This is a genomic window from Serratia sp. TSA_130.1 (assembly GCF_052691795.1).
In genome coordinates this window covers 55,763-71,824 of sequence record NZ_JBQZFS010000004.1, presented here as the reverse complement: position 1 = coordinate 71,824, position 16,062 = coordinate 55,763, and the positions used below count along the sequence as shown (strand labels likewise).

Here is a 16,062-nt window from a genome sequence, read left to right as displayed (position 1 = left end):
GCAGTGCCTATACCCGTTGGCGACAAACGGCCAGCACCAGCTGCCGCAGCCAACGGTGATCCGCCTCGGCGTCCAGGCGCGGGTGCCACATTTGCGAGACGGTAATGGGCGGCGTTTTCACCGGCAGCTCGAAGACGCGCAGCGGGCCGTCGGCCGGTTGGGCCTGCAGGAAGGAGGCGGGCAACAGCGCCAGCAGGTTCGAGGCCTGCGCCACCGCCAGCGCGGCCGGGAAGCTCGGCACCACGGCGGCAATCTGGCGCGTCAGCCCCAGCTCCGCCAGCGCGGCATCTACCGGCCCGAGGATGCGCCCGCTGCGCGAGGCCACCACGTGGCCGCAGGCGGCGTAGTCGGCGGCGCCGATCTCCGGCTGTTGCGCCAGCGGATGCGTGGTTCTCATCACGCCAACGAAGCGATCGCGAAACAGCGCCTGCAGGCGGATTTCCGGGCCCATGTCACCCAGTACGCCTATCTCCAGATCGACCAGACCTTCACGCAGGGGGCGGTCGTTTTTCTCCGGCTTGGGCGCAAAGCGCAGCCGCACTCGCGGGGCCTGTTCGGCGGCGGCGGCGATCAGCGCCGGGCCGAAGGCCTCGACAAAGCCGTCGTTGGCGCGCAGCGTGAAGGTACGATCCAGCGCGGCGGGATCCAATGTCCCCTGCGCCGGACGCAACACGGCGTGCGCTTCGAACGCCGCGTGCCGCGCCCGCTCGCGCAGCGTTTCGGCGTAGGGCGTCAGCACCATATGACGGCCGGCACGCACCAGCAGGGGATCGCCGGTCGCCGTGCGCAGTCGGCTGAGGGTACGGCTCATCGCCGAGGCGCTTAAACCGAGACGTCGCGCCGCGCCGGCAACGCTGCCCGCCGTCAGCAGCGCGTCGAGCGCGATCAGCAGGTTGAAATCAGGGTCTGTCATGCGTGCGCATCCTGTCGTGCTGAATAGGGGGAAGGCGTTCGATGCAGTTTGTGCGTGCTAATGCTGCATCAGTCGCCATGCATTATGCCTGAGCCTGTTTTCGATGTGCCATGACTTACCGCTAAAAAACCGGAGGGAGACTGGCCCGTTTGTCGTCTGAACATGGCGATAAAGGCGGAAGGATCGTTATACCCCAGGGTAGAGGCGACATATTTGACGGCTTTCCCTTCCTGCAACAGCCTCATCGCCATGAGGGTTTTGCTTCTCAGCTTCCATTCATTGAAAGAGATGCCGGTAGCGGCGAGAAATCGCCGCGACAGCGTACGCTCACTCAAGCCCAGCATGCCCGACCATTGTGCCAGCGTGTTGAGATGGTGCGAGGCGGCGCTCATCTTTTCCGTCATGATCTTGATAACGTCGTCGCTGCCGAGCGGCAGATAGCTGTCAAAACGCTCCGACAGCGCCAGCTGCTCAAGCAACGCGGTAACCAACGTCTGGTCCTGAGGCGTGCGCGGATAGCCAATACGCCTTTCTGAAAAATCGGCCAGCACCGCTTTGACGACCTTATTCAGCCGCAGGGTTTGCGGTTTGTTCGGTAAGAATTGGCATAGTGGGGGACTGACATGAAGAATGACATAATCAATTGCACTCTTTGCGACGGATTCATGTTCGGTATTAACGGGAAGCCAAATGGCATATTCCGGCGTGGATAAATAAATATTGCTCTCAATATTTATTTCCACCAGCCCTTTCATGGAATACATCAGTTTTCCCCAGGGCAACGCCTGTAAAGGGAATTGCGCTCCTGCCGGCCAGGATTTATTTCTGAACCAAATCGATATTGGGGCTTCCCCGGTCAATTCTGACGGTTTCATGACGCCTTCCTGTCCGCTCATGGCTGCGCCTTCCTATTATAACAATAAGTTGTCTGATAATCGGCATTTCTATTCTATGGGGAAAGCTTACTCTGGGCAGGTCATTCCCCTGGATAAAGGTAACCTTATGTACGGCAAAATCATTGATCTTTCGGTGCCGCTGATGAGCGGGATCGCCTCCGATCCGGAAAGTTTTCTGCCGGAAATCGAGTATGTTGATAACAAGCGCGGAGCGTTGCAGCTGGCGGAATCATTTCCCGGCCTGGATCCCCGGGAGCTGCCGCGTCAGGAGGGCTGGGCGGTGGAGTTTGTCCGCATGAGCACCCACGCGGGGACGCATATGGACGCCCCTTATCACTACCATTCACATATGGATGACGGATCGGCGTCAAAAACCATTGATGAAATACCGTTGGAATGGTGTATCGGCCCTGGCGTCAAATTGGATTTTCGCCATTTTCCCGACGGTTATGTGGCCACTGCGCATGATATTGAGCGTGAATTAGCGAAGATCGGCCATCATATCACCGCCGGCGATATCGTCCTGGTCAACACGGCGGCCGGCGGGCGTTACGGCAGCGAAGATTTCATTCATCGCGGTTGCGGCATGGGCCGTGAAGCGACGCTGTATCTTACCGAGCGCGGCGTCAGGGTGGTCGGCACCGATGCCTGGAGCTGGGACGCGCCATTCAGCCATACGCGCACCAAATTTGAACAAAGCGGCGATGTTTCGCTTATTTGGGAAGGGCATTATGCCGGCAGTCAATATCCTTATTGCCAGATTGAAAAACTGTGCAATCTTGAATTGCTGCCGCCCTGTGGATTTAACGTGATCAGCCTGCCGGTCAAGGTTTATAAGGCATCCGCCGGCTGGGCACGGCCGGTTGCATTTATCGATGAACGCGCAGGAGAATAAACGATGGCCAGAATAAAACTGCCGACGGTGAGTGAATTAACGGCTGAACAGCAGCAGCAATATGCCCGTTTCCCCGCCAACCTTACGCTGGGGCTGTTGAAAACCAGCCGTTCGGCGCAGGGATATCTGTCCCTGGGGGCTTCCTTTCCTGCCGGGCGACTGTGCGATAAAGATCGGGAAATGATCATATTAAGGGTTGGCGCGTTAAGCCACAGCGCTTATGAGCGTATGCAACACTATCCGCTGGCGATCCTTGCAGGGTGGCACGATGACGATATCAAGAAAATAGAGCAGGGAGTTGGTGTCGATGCCAGAGGGACGGCCATCTTGCATTTTGTCGATGAATGCGTGAAGCGGGTGAAGGTTTCTGCCGACACATTTCACGCGGTCAGGCACTATTACGATGAGGTTCAACTTGCTGAGCTGTCATTAATTATTGGGCACTACATGATGACGGCGCGTTTTTTGGAAACGCTGGAAATCGAGCTGGACGAGCAAGCAACGTCGTGGGAAAACATGTCTACGGATTGAGTGCGTGCACGGCGTGAGCGCGATAAAAAAGCCGATAACCTGGGGGTTATCGGCTTTAATGCGCAGTGGCGGAGGGTTACGCCGGCAGCTGCTGCGCGGTTTTCTCGACCAGCGCCAGCAGCAGCTTGATGTCTTCCAGCGTCACGATCGGGTTCAGCAGCGTCATCTTCAGGCAGGTCACGCCATCGAACTCGGTCACGCCGACGTTGGCGCGGCCCGACTCCAGCAAGGCATCACCGATGCGCTGGTTGAACAGCGCGACGGCCGCGTCGCCTTTCGCCGCCAGCTGCGCCGGACGGTAGCGGAACAGCACGCTTGCCAGCTGCGGCTGCATCACCAGTTCCAGCGATTCCTGGTCGGCGATGTAACGCGCCACCTGTTGCGCCAGCGAGACGCCATGATCGATGATCTCGGCATACTGCTTCTGCCCCAGCGCTTCCAGCCCCATCCACAGCTTCAACGCATCGAAGCGGCGGGTGGTCTGCAGCGATTTGGAGACCAGATTCGGCACGCCTTGCGCTTCGTCGAATTCGGAGTTCAGGTAGGCAGCCTGATAGCGCATCAGCTCGTAGTGGCGCTCGTCTTTCAGCAGGAAGGCGCCGCAGCTGATGGTCTGGAAGAACTGCTTATGGAAGTCCAGAGTGATGGAGTCCACCAGCTCCAGGCCGTCCAGGTAGTCGCGGTACTGCTCGGAGAGCAGCAGCGCGCCGCCCCAGGCCGCATCCACGTGCACCCAAATTTTCTGCTCCGCCGCCAGCCGCGCGATATCGCGCAGCGGGTCGATCGCGCCGGCATCGGTGGTGCCGGCGGTGGCGACGATCGCCATCACCTGCTCGCCGTTAGTCTTGGCCTGCGCCAGTTTTTCCGCCAGATCGTTCACGTCCATGCGGGCGAAGCGATCGGTTTTCACCAGCGTGACGGACTGGTAGCCGAGGCCCATCAGCGCCATGTTCTTCTGCACCGAGAAGTGGGCGTTTTCAGAACAGAACACTTTCAGCTTGCGCAGATCGCCCACCAGACCGTCCTGCTGCACGGAGTGGCCCTGATGCGCGAAGAATGCATCGCGCGCCAGCATCAGCCCCATCAGGTTGCTCTGGGTGCCGCCGCTGGTGAACACCCCGGCGTCGCCGGGCTGGTAACCGACCTGGGCGCGCAGCCACTCGATCAGCTTCATTTCGATCAGCGTGGCCGACGGGCTCTGATCCCAGGAGTCCATGCTCTGGTTGGTGGCGTTGATCAGCACTTCAGCGGCCTGGCTAATCACCAGGCTCGGGCAGTGCAGGTGCGCCACGCACTGCGGGTGGTGCACCGACAGGCTGTCTTTCAAAAAGTACTCGATGGCGCGCTCGATCGCCGCCTGGTTGCCCAGGCCTTGCGGGGTAAAGTCGAGCTGGATGCGCTCGCGCAGTTCGGCAACGCTTTTGCCCTGATACATCTCGGGCTGTTGCAGCCACTGCACGACGGCTTCACTGCTCTGTGCGATCGCCTGGCGGTAAGCCTCGGCGCTGTGCGCCGAGGAAGCCAGAATCGGGTTTAACTTGGACATCGCGGTCATTCGCTCCAATCAGACTGGCTTGACGCCGGCGGCCAACAGCGCCTGCTCAAATTTATCCAGGAAAATACCCAGCTCATCATTGGTGATCAGCAGGGAAGGCAACAGGCGCAGCACACAGCCGTTGCGCCCGCCGCGCTCCAGGATCAAGCCGGATTCGAAGCATTTTTTCTGCAGCAGCGCGGACAGCTCGCCATCGGCCGGGTAGCAGCCCATGTGATCCTGCGCTTCGTTCGGCTTGACGATCTCGATGCCGATCATCAGGCCCAGACCGCGGACGTGACCGATCACCGGATAACGTTTCTGCAGCTCGGCCAGCTTGCCTTTGAGCCATTCGCCTTGAGCGGCCACTTTGTCGGCGACCTTATGCTCCTTCAGGTACTGCAGGGTGGTCAGGCCGGTGGCCATCGCCAGCTGGTTGCCGCGGAAGGTGCCGGTGTGGTGGCCCGGTTCCCAGGCATCGAACTCTTTTTTGATGCCCAGCACCGCGAGCGGCAAGCCGCCGCCGACCGCTTTCGACATCACGATGATGTCCGGCTCGATGCCGGCGTGTTCGAAGGCGAACAGCTTGCCCGTACGGGCGAAACCGGCCTGAACTTCGTCGATGATCAGCAGAATGCCGTGTTCCTGCGTCACTTTGCGAATGCGCTGTAGCCACTCGGCCGGGGCCGGGTTAACCCCGCCTTCGCCCTGAACGGCTTCCAGGATCACCGCCGCCGGTTTACGCACGCCGCTTTCCACGTCGTTAATCAGATTATCGAAGTAGTAGGTCAGCGCCTTGACGCCGGCTTCGCCGCCGATGCCCAGCGGGCAGCGGTATTCATGCGGATAAGGCATGAATTGCACTTCCGGCATCATGCCGTTGATGGCCGCTTTCGGCGACAGGTTGCCGGTGACCGACAGCGCGCCGTGGGTCATGCCGTGGTAGCCGCCGGAGAAGCTGATCACGCCGGAACGGCCGGTGTGTTTTTTCGCCAGCTTCAGCGCGGCTTCCACCGCATCGGCGCCGGACGGGCCGCAGAACTGCAGGCAGTACCCTTTGCCTTCGCCCGGCAACAGAGAGAGCAGGTAGTCGGAGAAACGATCTTTCAACGGGGTCGTGAGATCGAGAGTATGTAACGGCAAGCCGCTGGTAATGACATTTTGGATGCTTTGCAGGACGTCGGGGTGATTATGTCCAAGAGCCAACGTTCCCGCCCCGGCCAGGCAATCAAGATATTGATTATTCTCAACATCAGTGATCCAAACGCCCTGGGCTTTCGCAATTGCCAACGGCAATTTGCGCGGATAACTCCTAACATTCGACTCAAATTCGGCTTGACGCGCCAAATAGGTTTCATTGTTTCCGTTTAATGAGTTTGCAACTAAAGTATCAATACGGACTTTATCCGTCATCATATCTCTCCTACAACCGAAGGTCTCAAGACGCAACGATTGAATTAATGAATTAGAAAAGTAACTGCCTTGTGAAAAGCGCGACCAATATATGGCTTTTTCGCCTGGGACTCAATAGCCGATTTTGTTTTGAATTGTTTAGTTTTTTCTTAGGCTCATCAATATGTTGTTGATTTGTTGACCGTTGGTTTTGCCGGCAAAAAACAACATTTCTTTAACATTGCGTAAAAATCCTTTTCTGCTTTCCTTTGGCTGCTTCTTTAATGCATTTATTATTAAGGTGAATTTCCGATTAATAACATAAATAGAAAATAGCGGCTTATTTTCATCTATTCACCACCTTAAGTCCTATAGCGGTTATATACACAAAATTTGTGATGAATATAAGCAGCCGAGCGTTAAAAGCGCAGTATCCAGAGTGGTGATTTCTTGCAGATTTTACGTAGCGCGATCAAAACAGCGGGATTTTTGTGCGGTGCCGGCGTGTCTGCCGGCGCCGCGGTCATTAACGTTGCCGTAACCAGGCATGATAGCGCCGCAGAGTGCGGCGGGTGCGCCACCGATCGATGAGCAGCGACCACAGCGGGGAGTAGCGCACGTTGCGCGTCCGATCGCGGCTCAGAGCGTGCATGCGGCGCTTGATCAGCGCCATGCGGGCGAGCAGCGTCAGCGTTTTGTCGCGCCATTTTACCGGTTCGGGCAGCGCATGAGGGGCTTTGCCGGTTTGCCAGCGGCGCGGCAGATCGGGAATTTCCGCCATGGCGGTGGCGATGCCGACCACCGCGACGCCGCTGTTCAGCACCCGTTGCGCCACCGACGGGCGGGCGATGCCGCCGGTGGTCATCACCGGCATGCGCGCTACTGCGGCGAGATCGCGGGCGAAGGTCAGAAAATAGGCTTCGCGCGCCAGGGTGCTGTCGTCTGCGGCTTCCCCCTGCATCGCCGGGCTTTCATAACTCCCGCCCGACAACTCCACCAGATCGACCGGCAGTTCGTTGAGCATCAACAACACCTGTCGGGCCTCGTCCGGCGAAAAGCCGCCGCGCTGAAAATCGGCTGAATTGAGCTTCACCGCCACGCAAAAATCTGGCGAGACACGCTGGCGCACCGCGCGCACCACCTCCAGCAGCAGACGGGCGCGATTCGCCAGTTCGCCCCCCCAACGATCGCTGCGCCGGTTGGCCAACGGCGACAAGAACTGGGAGATCAGGTAGCCGTGCGCCGCGTGGATCTGCACGCCGGTAAACCCGGCCTTTTCGGCGGCGTGCGCGCTGGCGGCGAAGCGGGCGATCACCTCGGCAATCTGCGCTTCGCTCATGGCTTCCGGCTGCGCGAACGCCTTGCTGTACTTGCCCATCGCCATCGGAATGGCGGAGGGCGCCCAGGCGTTGCCGCCCATGTTGGCCATCACCTGACGGCCCGGGTGGCTGAGCTGCATCCATACCTGCGCGCCTTCCTGGCGCGAGGCCGCCGCCCAGGTTTTGAACGCCTCGAGCGGCGTATCCTGTTCCAGCACCACGCCGCCGGGGCCGGTCATGGCGCGTCCGTCGATCATCACGTTGCCGGTGATGATGAGGCCGGCGCCGCCGATACCCCAGTGGCGATACAGACGCCATAGCGCGGGGCCGGGCAGTTGGCCTTCATCGGCCAGATTTTCTTCCAACGCGGCTTTGGCCAAACGGTTGGGTAAGCGGCTGCCATTGGGCAGAATCAGCGGGGTAAACATCGGGTACGTTCCTGTCGCAGGGGGAATGGCGCTATACTAGGTTTAAAGTTAACTTTAAGGTCAATAGGGCATGAAAATCGGAGAGTTGGCGGAGCGCGCCGGCATGGCCGCCTCGGCGATACGTTACTACGAACAGCAGGGTCTGCTGCCCAAAGCGGTGCGCGGCGTTAACGGATATCGGGTGTATAGCGAAAGCGCGCTGGAGCGGCTGCACCTGATCCAAATCGGCCAGAATCTGGGGTTCTCGCTGCAGGCGATCCGCGGGGTATTGGCGCTGCAGGGCAGCGCCTATCAGGATGGGTTGATGCAAGGCGTCGACAGCCGGCTGGCGGAAATCGAACGGATGATGGCGACGCTGAACGAGCAGCGTGAGACGTTGATGGCGACGCGGCGTATTCTGTTGGAATCCGGCGTGGCGGGATTATGCCGCGCAAAAAATGAAAAACAGGCCGGTGCGTGGCCGGCCTGCAAAGATTAACGGTGTTTAAAGGCGGCGCGTCCGGCATATACCGCCGCGCTGCCCAATTGGTCTTCGATGCGCATCAGCTGATTGTATTTTTCGATCCGCTCGCCGCGGCACGGCGCGCCGGTTTTCACATGGCCAGCTCGCATCGCAACCGTCATATCGGCGATAAAGCTGTCGACGGTTTCGCCGCTGCGGTGTGAGATAAAGGCGCCCCAGCCATTTGCCTGGCAAAGCTGCACGGCGGCGAAAGTTTCGCTCAGCGTGCCAATCTGGTTCAGCTTGATCAGCGCCGCATTGGCCAATCTTTCATCAATCCCGCGCTGGATGTATTTCACGTTGGTGACGAACAGATCGTCACCGACCAGTTCCACCTGATCGCCCAGGGCGTCGCTGAGAATGCGCCAGCCCGCCCAGTCGTCCTCGGCCAAACCGTCTTCAATCAGCACGATGGGAAAATCTTGCACCAGCCGCTGGTAATAGGCCGTCATCTGTTCGGCATCCAGTTCGGTGTTTTCGCTGCGCAGGCGATATTTGCCGTTGGCGTAGAATTCACTCGAGGCCGGATCCATGCAAATGGCGATATCGTCACCCGGTTGATAACCGGCTTTCTCTATCGCTTGCACGATCAGCTCCAGCGGTTGCCGGTTTGAGGCGACCGCCGGCGCGAAACCACCTTCGTCGCCGACGCCGACCGACAGGCCTTTTTCCAACAGGATTTGGCGCAGCGCCTGATAAACTTCACTGCCCCAGCGCACGGCCTCGCGCAGCGACGGCGCGCCCAGGGGCGCTATCATAAACTCCTGAAAGTCCGCGCCTTGCCAGCGGGCATGCACGCCGCCGTTGATGATATTCATGCAGGGCACCGGCAGCAGGTTGGCGCCGATACCGCCCAGATAACGATACAGCGGCAGCTGCGACAATTTCGCCGCGAGGCGGGCGGCCGCCAAAGAAACGCCAAGCAGGGCGTTGGCTCCCAATCGGCTCTTGTTCTCGCTGCCGTCCAGCGCGATCAGCCGGCGGTCAATCTCCTCTTGTTGGCGTACATCCACCCCACGCAGTGCCTCATTGATTGCCGTTTTGACGCTTTGCACCGCTTCCTGCACGCCTTTACCGCCGTAACGGTGCGGATCGCCGTCGCGGTGTTCCACTGCCTCGCGCGAACCGGTGCTGGCGCCGGAGGGAACCGAAGCCCGGGCCACGACGCCCGCCGCGCTCATGTCGACTTCGACGGTCGGGTTGCCGCGCGAATCCAGGATCTCTCTGGCGGTTACGCTTTCAATCTCATAGCTCATGGGTAGTCACCTCGTTCTAGGGAGTGGGAACGTGCTTTATCAGCACATCGATGGATAAATGGTTGATGAATTCGAAGCCGAAGGAGGCATAGACGCCAAACGGACGGTTCTGATGGCCGAGCAACAAAAGATCGACGCCTTCACGGGCAATCAGGGCTTCGACGTCTTTGAAGCGATGGATGCTGACCATTGCGCGTACCTCCAGGGGGATTGAGCAGTCTTCCACCAGGCGGCTGAGCATGGCTTTGGCGGCGATCACCTCGCTGGACTGGCGATCTTTGGTTTGCGCATCGCTGAGGTAGTCCAGCTCGGCATAGTCGGCGCTGATGTGCGCCACGGTAATGCGCGTATTCATCTGCTGATTGAGGCGTTCGGCATGGCGCAACAGCAGCCGGCCGTCGCGTTCATCCTGTACCAGCAGTAAAGCGTGTTGGTAGATCGGCATGTCTTATCTCCCTGCGTGAGCAATCTGTAGGGTTAACCACGGTAAAACCTCTTTTTTTCGGCTCGTCATACCGGGCAGCGACACTTGCCGAATGGCGAGCACCCGGTTCGACGAGAAATACAGGGTGGAACGGCGGTGGGTGATATCGGTAACCAGGAGTGCGGTCATCTCCAGCCCGGCTTCCTGCTTCGCCTGCTCGAGCGCCTGTTGCAGCGCGGGCAACAGCGGATCGATGTCGCTCATGGCCCGCACTTCTATCTGCGACAGCAGCAGCGAAACGGTATGGATGCGGTAATTCTTGGCGTCACGGTGCAGCAACTGCGGGGCGGATTGCCCCGAAAGATCGGTTTTGGCGGCAAGCAATCCGGCGGTGAAGGCGTCATAGTCAACGTGAGAGATTGCGCATAATCGCGCGACCGCCACCCGATCCTGTTCGGTGGTGGTCGGTGCGCTCAGCGCAACGGTATCGCTCAAAATCGCGCCCAGCAGCAGCGTGGCCTGGGCGGAAGAAAGCGGCATCGGCGTATCTGACGTCAGTATGGACAGGATCACGGTGGCGCAACAGCCAACGGCGCGGATCCAGACATCGGGCGGGTTGCGGGTGATCAAGGTGCCCAGCCGGTGATGATCGATAACGCCGACCACATCGCTGTCGGGCAATGAGGCCGGCCCTTGTTCGACGTCGGTAAAATCCACCAGCCAGACTTTGCGGTCACGGAGATCGTCTGTCAGCAGCGCAGGCGCTTGTACGCCGGCGGCGGCCAGTATGTAGCGGGTTTCCGGCGTCAATTCGCCAAGGCGGAAAGCGACGGCCGGTTTGCCGAGGTGATTGAGCCAGTCCGCGACCACCAGCGCGCTGCAGATACTGTCGCTGTCGGGATTTTTATGGCCGAAAACGTACAGCGGCATTTCCCGCACGGCGAGATCAGGCTGGGACGGAAAAGGGGTAATACGTGAGATTTCATTCATAGCGACTCCTGACATACCTGCCTAAAAAATAAAGCGAAGTTGTATATCAGGCGTCATCATCCGGTTCGAGCGAACGCGGCGGTTGGGAAAGGTGGAACACCATCACCTTGTGAACGACTGTAGCGCAGCGCGGTGGCAAACGCAACGCCCGGCAAAGCTGGCGAGAATGCATAATCGGATTGATACTGAGTGAGTCTATGATGGACAAGGATATTTGCCGCTAACCGACGGATAGGCTGAACGGAATCACGCCGGCCGGCTGCACCGGATCCGTGGGTGTCACAATGGGAGTCAACATGCTCGAGCCATGCTTCCCCGAAAACGAAGCCGAACGCCTGTCGGTATTGGATTCGCTGAACGTGCTGGATTCGAACTCAGTAGAAAAGCTGGATCGCATCACGCGGCTGGCTGCGAAATATTTCGGCGTCACCATTGCGCTGGTGTCACTGATCGACCGCGATCGTCAATGGTTTTTATCACGTTATGGCCTGGATGTCCGGGAAACGCCGCGCAACATCTCGTTCTGCGGCCATGCCATCCTGCAACGCGAAGCGCTGGTGGTGCCCGATACCGCGCAGGATCCGCGCTTTTTCGATAACCCACTGGTGGTCGGTGGCCCGCGCATCGGCTTCTACGTCGGGCAACAGCTGCTGTCCCTCGACGGGTTGCCGCTCGGCACGCTATGCATTATCGACAGCCACCCGCAGTCGTTTCCTCAAGATAAACTGGCCGACCTGCGTGACTTCGCCGCGGTGGTGGAAGAGTATCTGCAGAGCATCGAACGCAACGTCTATACCGAAAACCTGAAATCCGATCTGCAGCGCACGGAGGCGTTATTCGAACAGACTTTCTCTCAGGCGGCGGTGGGCATGGCGCTGGTTTCGCTGCAGGGGTATTGGCTGCGGGTCAATCCGCGCATCTGTGAAATGCTGCAATACTCCGAGCGCGAGCTGATGGATCGCACCTTTCAGGACATTACCTATCCGCTCGATCTCAACACCGATCTGGAAAAACTGCAGCAGTTGCTGAGAAACGAGATCGACACCTACTCGCTGGAGAAACGCTATTTCCGCGCCGATGGCACGATCGTATGGGTGGAACTGACGGTGGCGCTGAATCGGCTGCCGAACGGCAAGCCGGATCATTTCATCTCGGTCATCGTCGATATCAGCGAGCGCAAGGCGGCGGAGGCCGACCTGTATGCCTTGCAGCATGAGCTGGAAGAACGCGTCGAAATTCGTACGCATGAGCTTAACGTGGTGGTCAAACAGCTTAACGAAGAGATAGAAACCCGGGTGCTCGCCGAATCTCAGCTCAGTGCGGAAAAAGAACGCCTGCGCGCCATTACCGACAATATGCCGGCGTTAATCAGCCAAATCGACGCCAATGAACGCTACCTGTTCGCCAATAGCGCCTATAAGACCTGGTTTGGTCTGGAAGAGGCCAGCCTGCAGGGCATGACGGTGCGCGAGTTCATGGGGGAAAGCGTGTATCAGATGGCCCGGCCGATGATCGCGCGGGCTTTGGCGGGCGAAATGGTCAGCTTCGAAAACGAATTGCAGACCCAGCAGGGGCTGCTGATGATCCATACCACGCTGGTGCCGTGCGAGGCTCAGGGCTTTTACATTCTCTCCATGGATATCACCGAGTTGAAGCGGCTGCAGCAACGATTGGAATATGACGCCACGCACGACATGCTGACCGGGTTGACCAACCGACGCGCATTTCTGCGCCGGTTGTCGGGCACGTTGCAAGTCTGCTGTCATCAGCGGCAGATGGCCCTGTTGTTCATCGATCTCGATGGTTTTAAGGGCATGAACGACAGTTACGGCCATGACTTCGGCGATCTGATCCTGAAGACGTTCGCCAAATTGCTCAGCGCTTGCGCCGACGAACGGCACAGCGTCTCGCGCCTGGCCGGCGACGAGTTCACGGTGATCCTGTGGCCGCTGACAGCGCCGCGGCCTGAGGTCAGCGCGTTTTGCGAAAAGGTGTTGGCGGAGCTGGCCGGTATTTCGCAGATCGGTCAGCAGAAGGTCTGCCTGTCCGCCAGCATTGGCGCCGCTATCTCTGCGAGTGGGGACGTGACGCCGGAAATGCTGCTGGCCAGCGCCGACGGCGCGATGTATCAGGCGAAATCCGCCGGCAAAGGCACTTACGCCATCTGTGAGCTATGAGCCAATGTTACGACATCTCAGTAAGAACGAAGACGAGCGCCTGGCGGCCATCGATGCGCTGGCGGGGTTGGGCGCCGGCCATGACGACGCGATCCATCAGGTGCTGACGATCACCTGCAAGCTGTTACAGGCCGAGGGCTGCCTCATTTACCTGCACGGAACGCGCAAGATTTGGATCCGCGAGCACATTGACGTCGGGTTCGAGGAGATCGATTTCGTCAGCCCCTTGTTCAATTTCGTTCGTCTGAGCGGCGAGGCGTTGATTTGTCCGGACACCCATGCGGATGAACGCTTTGCCTCGGATCCCATGGTCAACGGCGCCGCGGCGATCCGCCACTGCGCCGCCATCCCGCTGTGCACCCGCGAAGGCTATACGATCGGCGCGTTCTGCCTCGTGGGTTCGCAGCCAAAGCATCTGACTCGCCGTCAGGTCGAACTGCTGCGCAGCATGGCCACCATCGTCGGCGAGCTGATCGAAGCGCAGAGTGAGATCGGCCTGGTCGATGCCATCACTCGCTTGCCCAATCGACAGCGGCTGATGGGGGAACTCGGCAATTTACCGGACACGGGCAAATACGCGTTATTGCTGTTCGATACGATAGATATCCAATACGCCTACGAGATGGCGCGTTCCTTCGGCCTGTCTACGGTAGAGTTACTGCTGGGGGATATCAGCCATTTCCTGAAAGAGACGTTTCTCAGTGAGCGCATGCTGTACAGCATCGCGCCCGGACGTTTCGCCGTCATTATCGAGGCGCAGCACATGCCGCAGGCGAAGCGCGATCTGTTGCGTTGCGCCGACCGTTTGCATCACGAAGTGAGAGGCGCCGTGCCGCTGCGCCTGGAGCTTAATGCCGGTTATGCGTTGTTTTCCGCGCCGCATGCCGATCCTCCCGAGATTTTGCGCCAGGCGACCAGCGCGCTGCATGATTCGATCGACGAGGGGCGAGCCGTCTCCCTCTATAGCGAGCCGAAGGATGCGGCGCGCAAGCATAATTTCAATATTTTTAATGAGTTGGCGCAGAGTCTGAAGGAAAATAATCGCGGGCTATTTTTGGAATACCAACCGCAGATTGATTTGGCGAGCGGCAGGATCGTCGGCGCGGAAGCATTGCTGCGTTGGCGGCATGAACGTTGGGGGGCGATCCCGACGGGGGAGTTCATTCCGCTGGTGGAAAATACCTCGCTGATCAAACCGTTGACCGAGTTTGTCATCGCGCAGTCGATTGAACAGTTGTTGTTGATGCGTGAAGCGGGGATCGCGTTTCCCATCTCGATCAACGTGACGGCCGGCAATCTGGCCGAGCGGCACTTTGCGGCGCGGTTGAATGAAGCCATCACCCGGCGCGGGCTGCAGGCGGGGGACATTGAGATAGAGTGCCTGGAGTCGCAACGCATTCAGGAAAGCAGCGCGGCGTTGGCCTGTCTGCATGCGCTCAAGGCCAACGGGCATCGCATCGCGCTGGATGATTTCGGCGCCGGCTACAGCAATTTAAACTATCTGCGCCATATCCCCGCCGACGTCGTCAAACTGGACACCTCCCTGATAAGAAAGCTGAAGAGCGATGCGGAAAGCCGCATCATCGTGCAAAGCATCATCGATATGCTGCATAAACTCAACTATGAAGTCTTGGCGGAAGGGGTGGAAGACCTGGAGTCACTCCACTACCTGACCGAGTATCGGTGCGATGTCGTACAGGGCTTCTATTTTTCACCGGCGGTGACGTTGGAAAAGCTGTGCGCGCTCGTCGACATTCACGGGCAGCAGCGGCGAAATGCCTGAGGCAGCGCCGCTCATGGCGCGCCAACCGGAAATCGCCGGCGATTCTCACCCAGGCGCAGGCCATGACTGTCCGTCAATGTCGTCACCCGGTCAGGCCTGGTAAGTGCGCAGCCAGGCGGCGAATGTTCTCACGACGTCATCGTCCCGGTCGCGCAGCAGCAGAGAATAGACGCCGGTTCGGATGGTCAGCGTCGGGAAAGGCGACACCAGTCGGCCGGACGACAGGTGTTTGGCGCAGAACAAATAAGGCACAACGGCCAGCCCCAGGCCGTCCTCGGCCGCCTGAATGGCGGCGAAGGTATGGTCGAGCGTGAGCGGCGGCGGCGAGGCGTCCAACGCCGTCGGGTAGGTATTCAGCCAGCTGTGCCATAAATCCTCACGGGCGCGGATGCGGATAGCGGTATGCCCGGCCAGCGTGCCGGGCGCACTGACCGGCATGGCGCGCAAGTAGCTCTGGCTGCAGACCAACAGGCTCTCTTCCTGCAGAAAAGGGATCGCTTTCAGCCCGGAGAAGTGCGCGGGATCGCGCCGGATCGCCAGATCAAACGGCGTATTGCGATCGACGGCCCCTGTGCTGGTGGTGATATCAATCGCGACCTCCGGATGAATCTCATTGAACGCCGCCAGCTTCGGCATCAGCCAGTGCATGGTGAACGTCGGCAGGCTGTGCACCACCAGCCGCTGCCGGCCGGCGCTCGCTTTCAGTGCGCTTTCCGCGGCATACAGTTCGCTTATCACCCGGGACGCGGTGCGGGAAAAGTTCTCACCGGCCTGCGTCAGCCGCACGGATTTGTGTCCGCGATAAAACAGCGTGATCCCCAGCTGTGCTTCGAGACTGCGAATATGGCGGCTGACCGCGCCGGTGGTGAGAAACAGCTCATCCGCAGCGGCGCTGAAGCTGCCGAGACGGGCGGCGGCTTCGAAAGCGGACAGGTGCGGCAGGGAGTGGATTTTTTTCATAGGTTGAGTCTAGCTCAACCAAATGGGGGAAGAAAGATCGTTTGTCAGCCTTTGATTTTGCT

At 59.2% G+C, this 16,062-nt stretch carries 14 protein-coding genes and 1 riboswitch; of the genes, 5 read left to right on the top strand and 9 right to left on the bottom strand.

Translation table 11 applies throughout. The features are described from left to right. Positions 1-7 precede the first annotated feature (7 nt). Both ACUTQY_RS15955 and ACUTQY_RS15950 read right to left on the bottom strand, forming a co-directional pair. Positions 8-913, bottom strand: a complete 906-nt coding sequence (locus tag ACUTQY_RS15955) for a LysR family transcriptional regulator (RefSeq protein WP_128868953.1) — start codon at positions 911-913, stop codon at positions 8-10. A 68-nt stretch (positions 914-981) separates the two neighbouring features. Next, on the bottom strand, positions 982-1,677 hold the full coding sequence (locus ACUTQY_RS15950) for a helix-turn-helix domain-containing protein (RefSeq protein WP_232094043.1): 696 nt from the start codon (positions 1,675-1,677) through the stop codon (positions 982-984). On the opposite strand from ACUTQY_RS15950, the gene ACUTQY_RS15945 reads away from it, so the two are divergent. Together ACUTQY_RS15945 and ACUTQY_RS15940 are read left to right on the top strand one after the other, a co-directional pair. Continuing rightward, positions 1,667-2,704, top strand: coding sequence for a cyclase family protein (locus ACUTQY_RS15945; protein ID WP_228287379.1), 1,038 nt, complete (start codon positions 1,667-1,669; stop codon positions 2,702-2,704). The genes ACUTQY_RS15950 and ACUTQY_RS15945 overlap by 11 nt on opposite strands. A gap of 3 nt (positions 2,705-2,707) precedes the next feature. After that, positions 2,708-3,235, top strand: a complete 528-nt coding sequence (locus ACUTQY_RS15940; RefSeq protein ID WP_046687042.1) for a carboxymuconolactone decarboxylase family protein — start codon at positions 2,708-2,710, stop codon at positions 3,233-3,235. 76 nt (positions 3,236-3,311) lie between these two features. Here the strand turns inward: ACUTQY_RS15940 and ACUTQY_RS15935 are convergent, their stop codons facing one another. The 3 genes from ACUTQY_RS15935 to ACUTQY_RS15925 all read right to left on the bottom strand — a co-directional run bounded on the left by ACUTQY_RS15935 (position 3,312) and on the right by ACUTQY_RS15925 (position 7,908). Beyond that, entirely contained in the window at positions 3,312-4,781 is a 1,470-nt protein-coding gene (locus ACUTQY_RS15935; protein WP_046688476.1) for a pyridoxal phosphate-dependent decarboxylase family protein, read from the bottom strand. A gap of 18 nt (positions 4,782-4,799) precedes the next feature. Next, positions 4,800-6,182: a diaminobutyrate--2-oxoglutarate transaminase gene (locus ACUTQY_RS15930; protein WP_071845182.1), complete on the bottom strand. Its 1,383-nt coding sequence runs from the start codon at positions 6,180-6,182 to the stop codon at positions 4,800-4,802. Positions 6,183-6,687: 505 nt separating this feature from the next. Then, positions 6,688-7,908 (bottom strand): NADH:flavin oxidoreductase/NADH oxidase family protein, encoded by a 1,221-nt coding sequence (locus ACUTQY_RS15925; protein WP_046687043.1) that lies wholly within the window; start codon positions 7,906-7,908, stop codon positions 6,688-6,690. Positions 7,909-7,978: 70 nt separating this feature from the next. Between ACUTQY_RS15925 and ACUTQY_RS15920 the strand changes: the two genes are divergently transcribed. After that, positions 7,979-8,386, top strand: a complete 408-nt coding sequence (locus ACUTQY_RS15920) for a MerR family transcriptional regulator (RefSeq protein ID WP_033643072.1) — start codon at positions 7,979-7,981, stop codon at positions 8,384-8,386. Here ACUTQY_RS15920 and eno read toward each other — a convergent pair. Genes eno through ACUTQY_RS15905 form a run of 3 tightly spaced genes read right to left on the bottom strand, consistent with a single transcriptional unit; the run spans position 8,383 to position 11,080 of the window. Beyond that, on the bottom strand, positions 8,383-9,666 hold the full coding sequence (gene eno / locus ACUTQY_RS15915) for a phosphopyruvate hydratase (protein ID WP_046687044.1): 1,284 nt from the start codon (positions 9,664-9,666) through the stop codon (positions 8,383-8,385). The two genes, ACUTQY_RS15920 and eno, sit on opposite strands and share 4 nt — an antisense overlap. 16 nt (positions 9,667-9,682) lie before the next feature. Next, positions 9,683-10,111 (bottom strand): universal stress protein, encoded by a 429-nt coding sequence (locus ACUTQY_RS15910; protein ID WP_046687045.1) that lies wholly within the window; start codon positions 10,109-10,111, stop codon positions 9,683-9,685. Positions 10,112-10,114: 3 nt separating this feature from the next. Then, positions 10,115-11,080, bottom strand: coding sequence for a DHH family phosphoesterase (locus ACUTQY_RS15905; RefSeq protein ID WP_084710292.1), 966 nt, complete (start codon positions 11,078-11,080; stop codon positions 10,115-10,117). Positions 11,081-11,120: 40 nt separating this feature from the next. Then, a riboswitch (Fluoride riboswitch) is annotated at positions 11,121-11,196 on the bottom strand. A gap of 180 nt (positions 11,197-11,376) precedes the next feature. Between ACUTQY_RS15905 and ACUTQY_RS15900 the strand changes: the two genes are divergently transcribed. Further along, a complete protein-coding gene (locus ACUTQY_RS15900; protein WP_046687046.1) occupies positions 11,377-13,257 on the top strand; it encodes a diguanylate cyclase domain-containing protein in 1,881 nt (626 codons plus the stop codon). 4 nt (positions 13,258-13,261) lie between these two features. Continuing rightward, positions 13,262-15,040 carry a bifunctional diguanylate cyclase/phosphodiesterase gene (locus tag ACUTQY_RS15895; RefSeq protein ID WP_046687047.1) on the top strand — a complete coding sequence of 593 codons (1,779 nt, stop codon included), beginning with the start codon at positions 13,262-13,264 and terminating at the stop codon, positions 15,038-15,040. A 90-nt stretch (positions 15,041-15,130) separates the two neighbouring features. Here the strand turns inward: ACUTQY_RS15895 and ACUTQY_RS15890 are convergent, their stop codons facing one another. Further along, positions 15,131-16,000, bottom strand: coding sequence for a LysR substrate-binding domain-containing protein (locus ACUTQY_RS15890; protein ID WP_046687048.1), 870 nt, complete (start codon positions 15,998-16,000; stop codon positions 15,131-15,133). Positions 16,001-16,062 lie beyond the last annotated feature (62 nt).

Coding starts and splice junctions, on each gene's coding strand:
- ACUTQY_RS15940 (WP_046687042.1), top strand. CDS start 2,708: ATGGCCAGAATAAAACTGCCGACGGTGAGTGAATTAACGGCTGAACAG.
- ACUTQY_RS15930 (WP_071845182.1), bottom strand. CDS start 6,182: ATGACGGATAAAGTCCGTATTGATACTTTAGTTGCAAACTCATTAAAC.
- ACUTQY_RS15890 (WP_046687048.1), bottom strand. CDS start 16,000: ATGAAAAAAATCCACTCCCTGCCGCACCTGTCCGCTTTCGAAGCCGCC.
- eno (WP_046687044.1), bottom strand. CDS start 9,666: ATGAGCTATGAGATTGAAAGCGTAACCGCCAGAGAGATCCTGGATTCG.
- ACUTQY_RS15925 (WP_046687043.1), bottom strand. CDS start 7,908: ATGTTTACCCCGCTGATTCTGCCCAATGGCAGCCGCTTACCCAACCGT.
- ACUTQY_RS15945 (WP_228287379.1), top strand. CDS start 1,667: ATGGAATACATCAGTTTTCCCCAGGGCAACGCCTGTAAAGGGAATTGC.
- ACUTQY_RS15900 (WP_046687046.1), top strand. CDS start 11,377: ATGCTCGAGCCATGCTTCCCCGAAAACGAAGCCGAACGCCTGTCGGTA.
- ACUTQY_RS15955 (WP_128868953.1), bottom strand. CDS start 913: ATGACAGACCCTGATTTCAACCTGCTGATCGCGCTCGACGCGCTGCTG.
- ACUTQY_RS15935 (WP_046688476.1), bottom strand. CDS start 4,781: ATGTCCAAGTTAAACCCGATTCTGGCTTCCTCGGCGCACAGCGCCGAG.
- ACUTQY_RS15910 (WP_046687045.1), bottom strand. CDS start 10,111: ATGCCGATCTACCAACACGCTTTACTGCTGGTACAGGATGAACGCGAC.
- ACUTQY_RS15905 (WP_084710292.1), bottom strand. CDS start 11,080: ATGAATGAAATCTCACGTATTACCCCTTTTCCGTCCCAGCCTGATCTC.
- ACUTQY_RS15895 (WP_046687047.1), top strand. CDS start 13,262: ATGTTACGACATCTCAGTAAGAACGAAGACGAGCGCCTGGCGGCCATC.
- ACUTQY_RS15950 (WP_232094043.1), bottom strand. CDS start 1,677: ATGTATTCCATGAAAGGGCTGGTGGAAATAAATATTGAGAGCAATATT.
- ACUTQY_RS15920 (WP_033643072.1), top strand. CDS start 7,979: ATGAAAATCGGAGAGTTGGCGGAGCGCGCCGGCATGGCCGCCTCGGCG.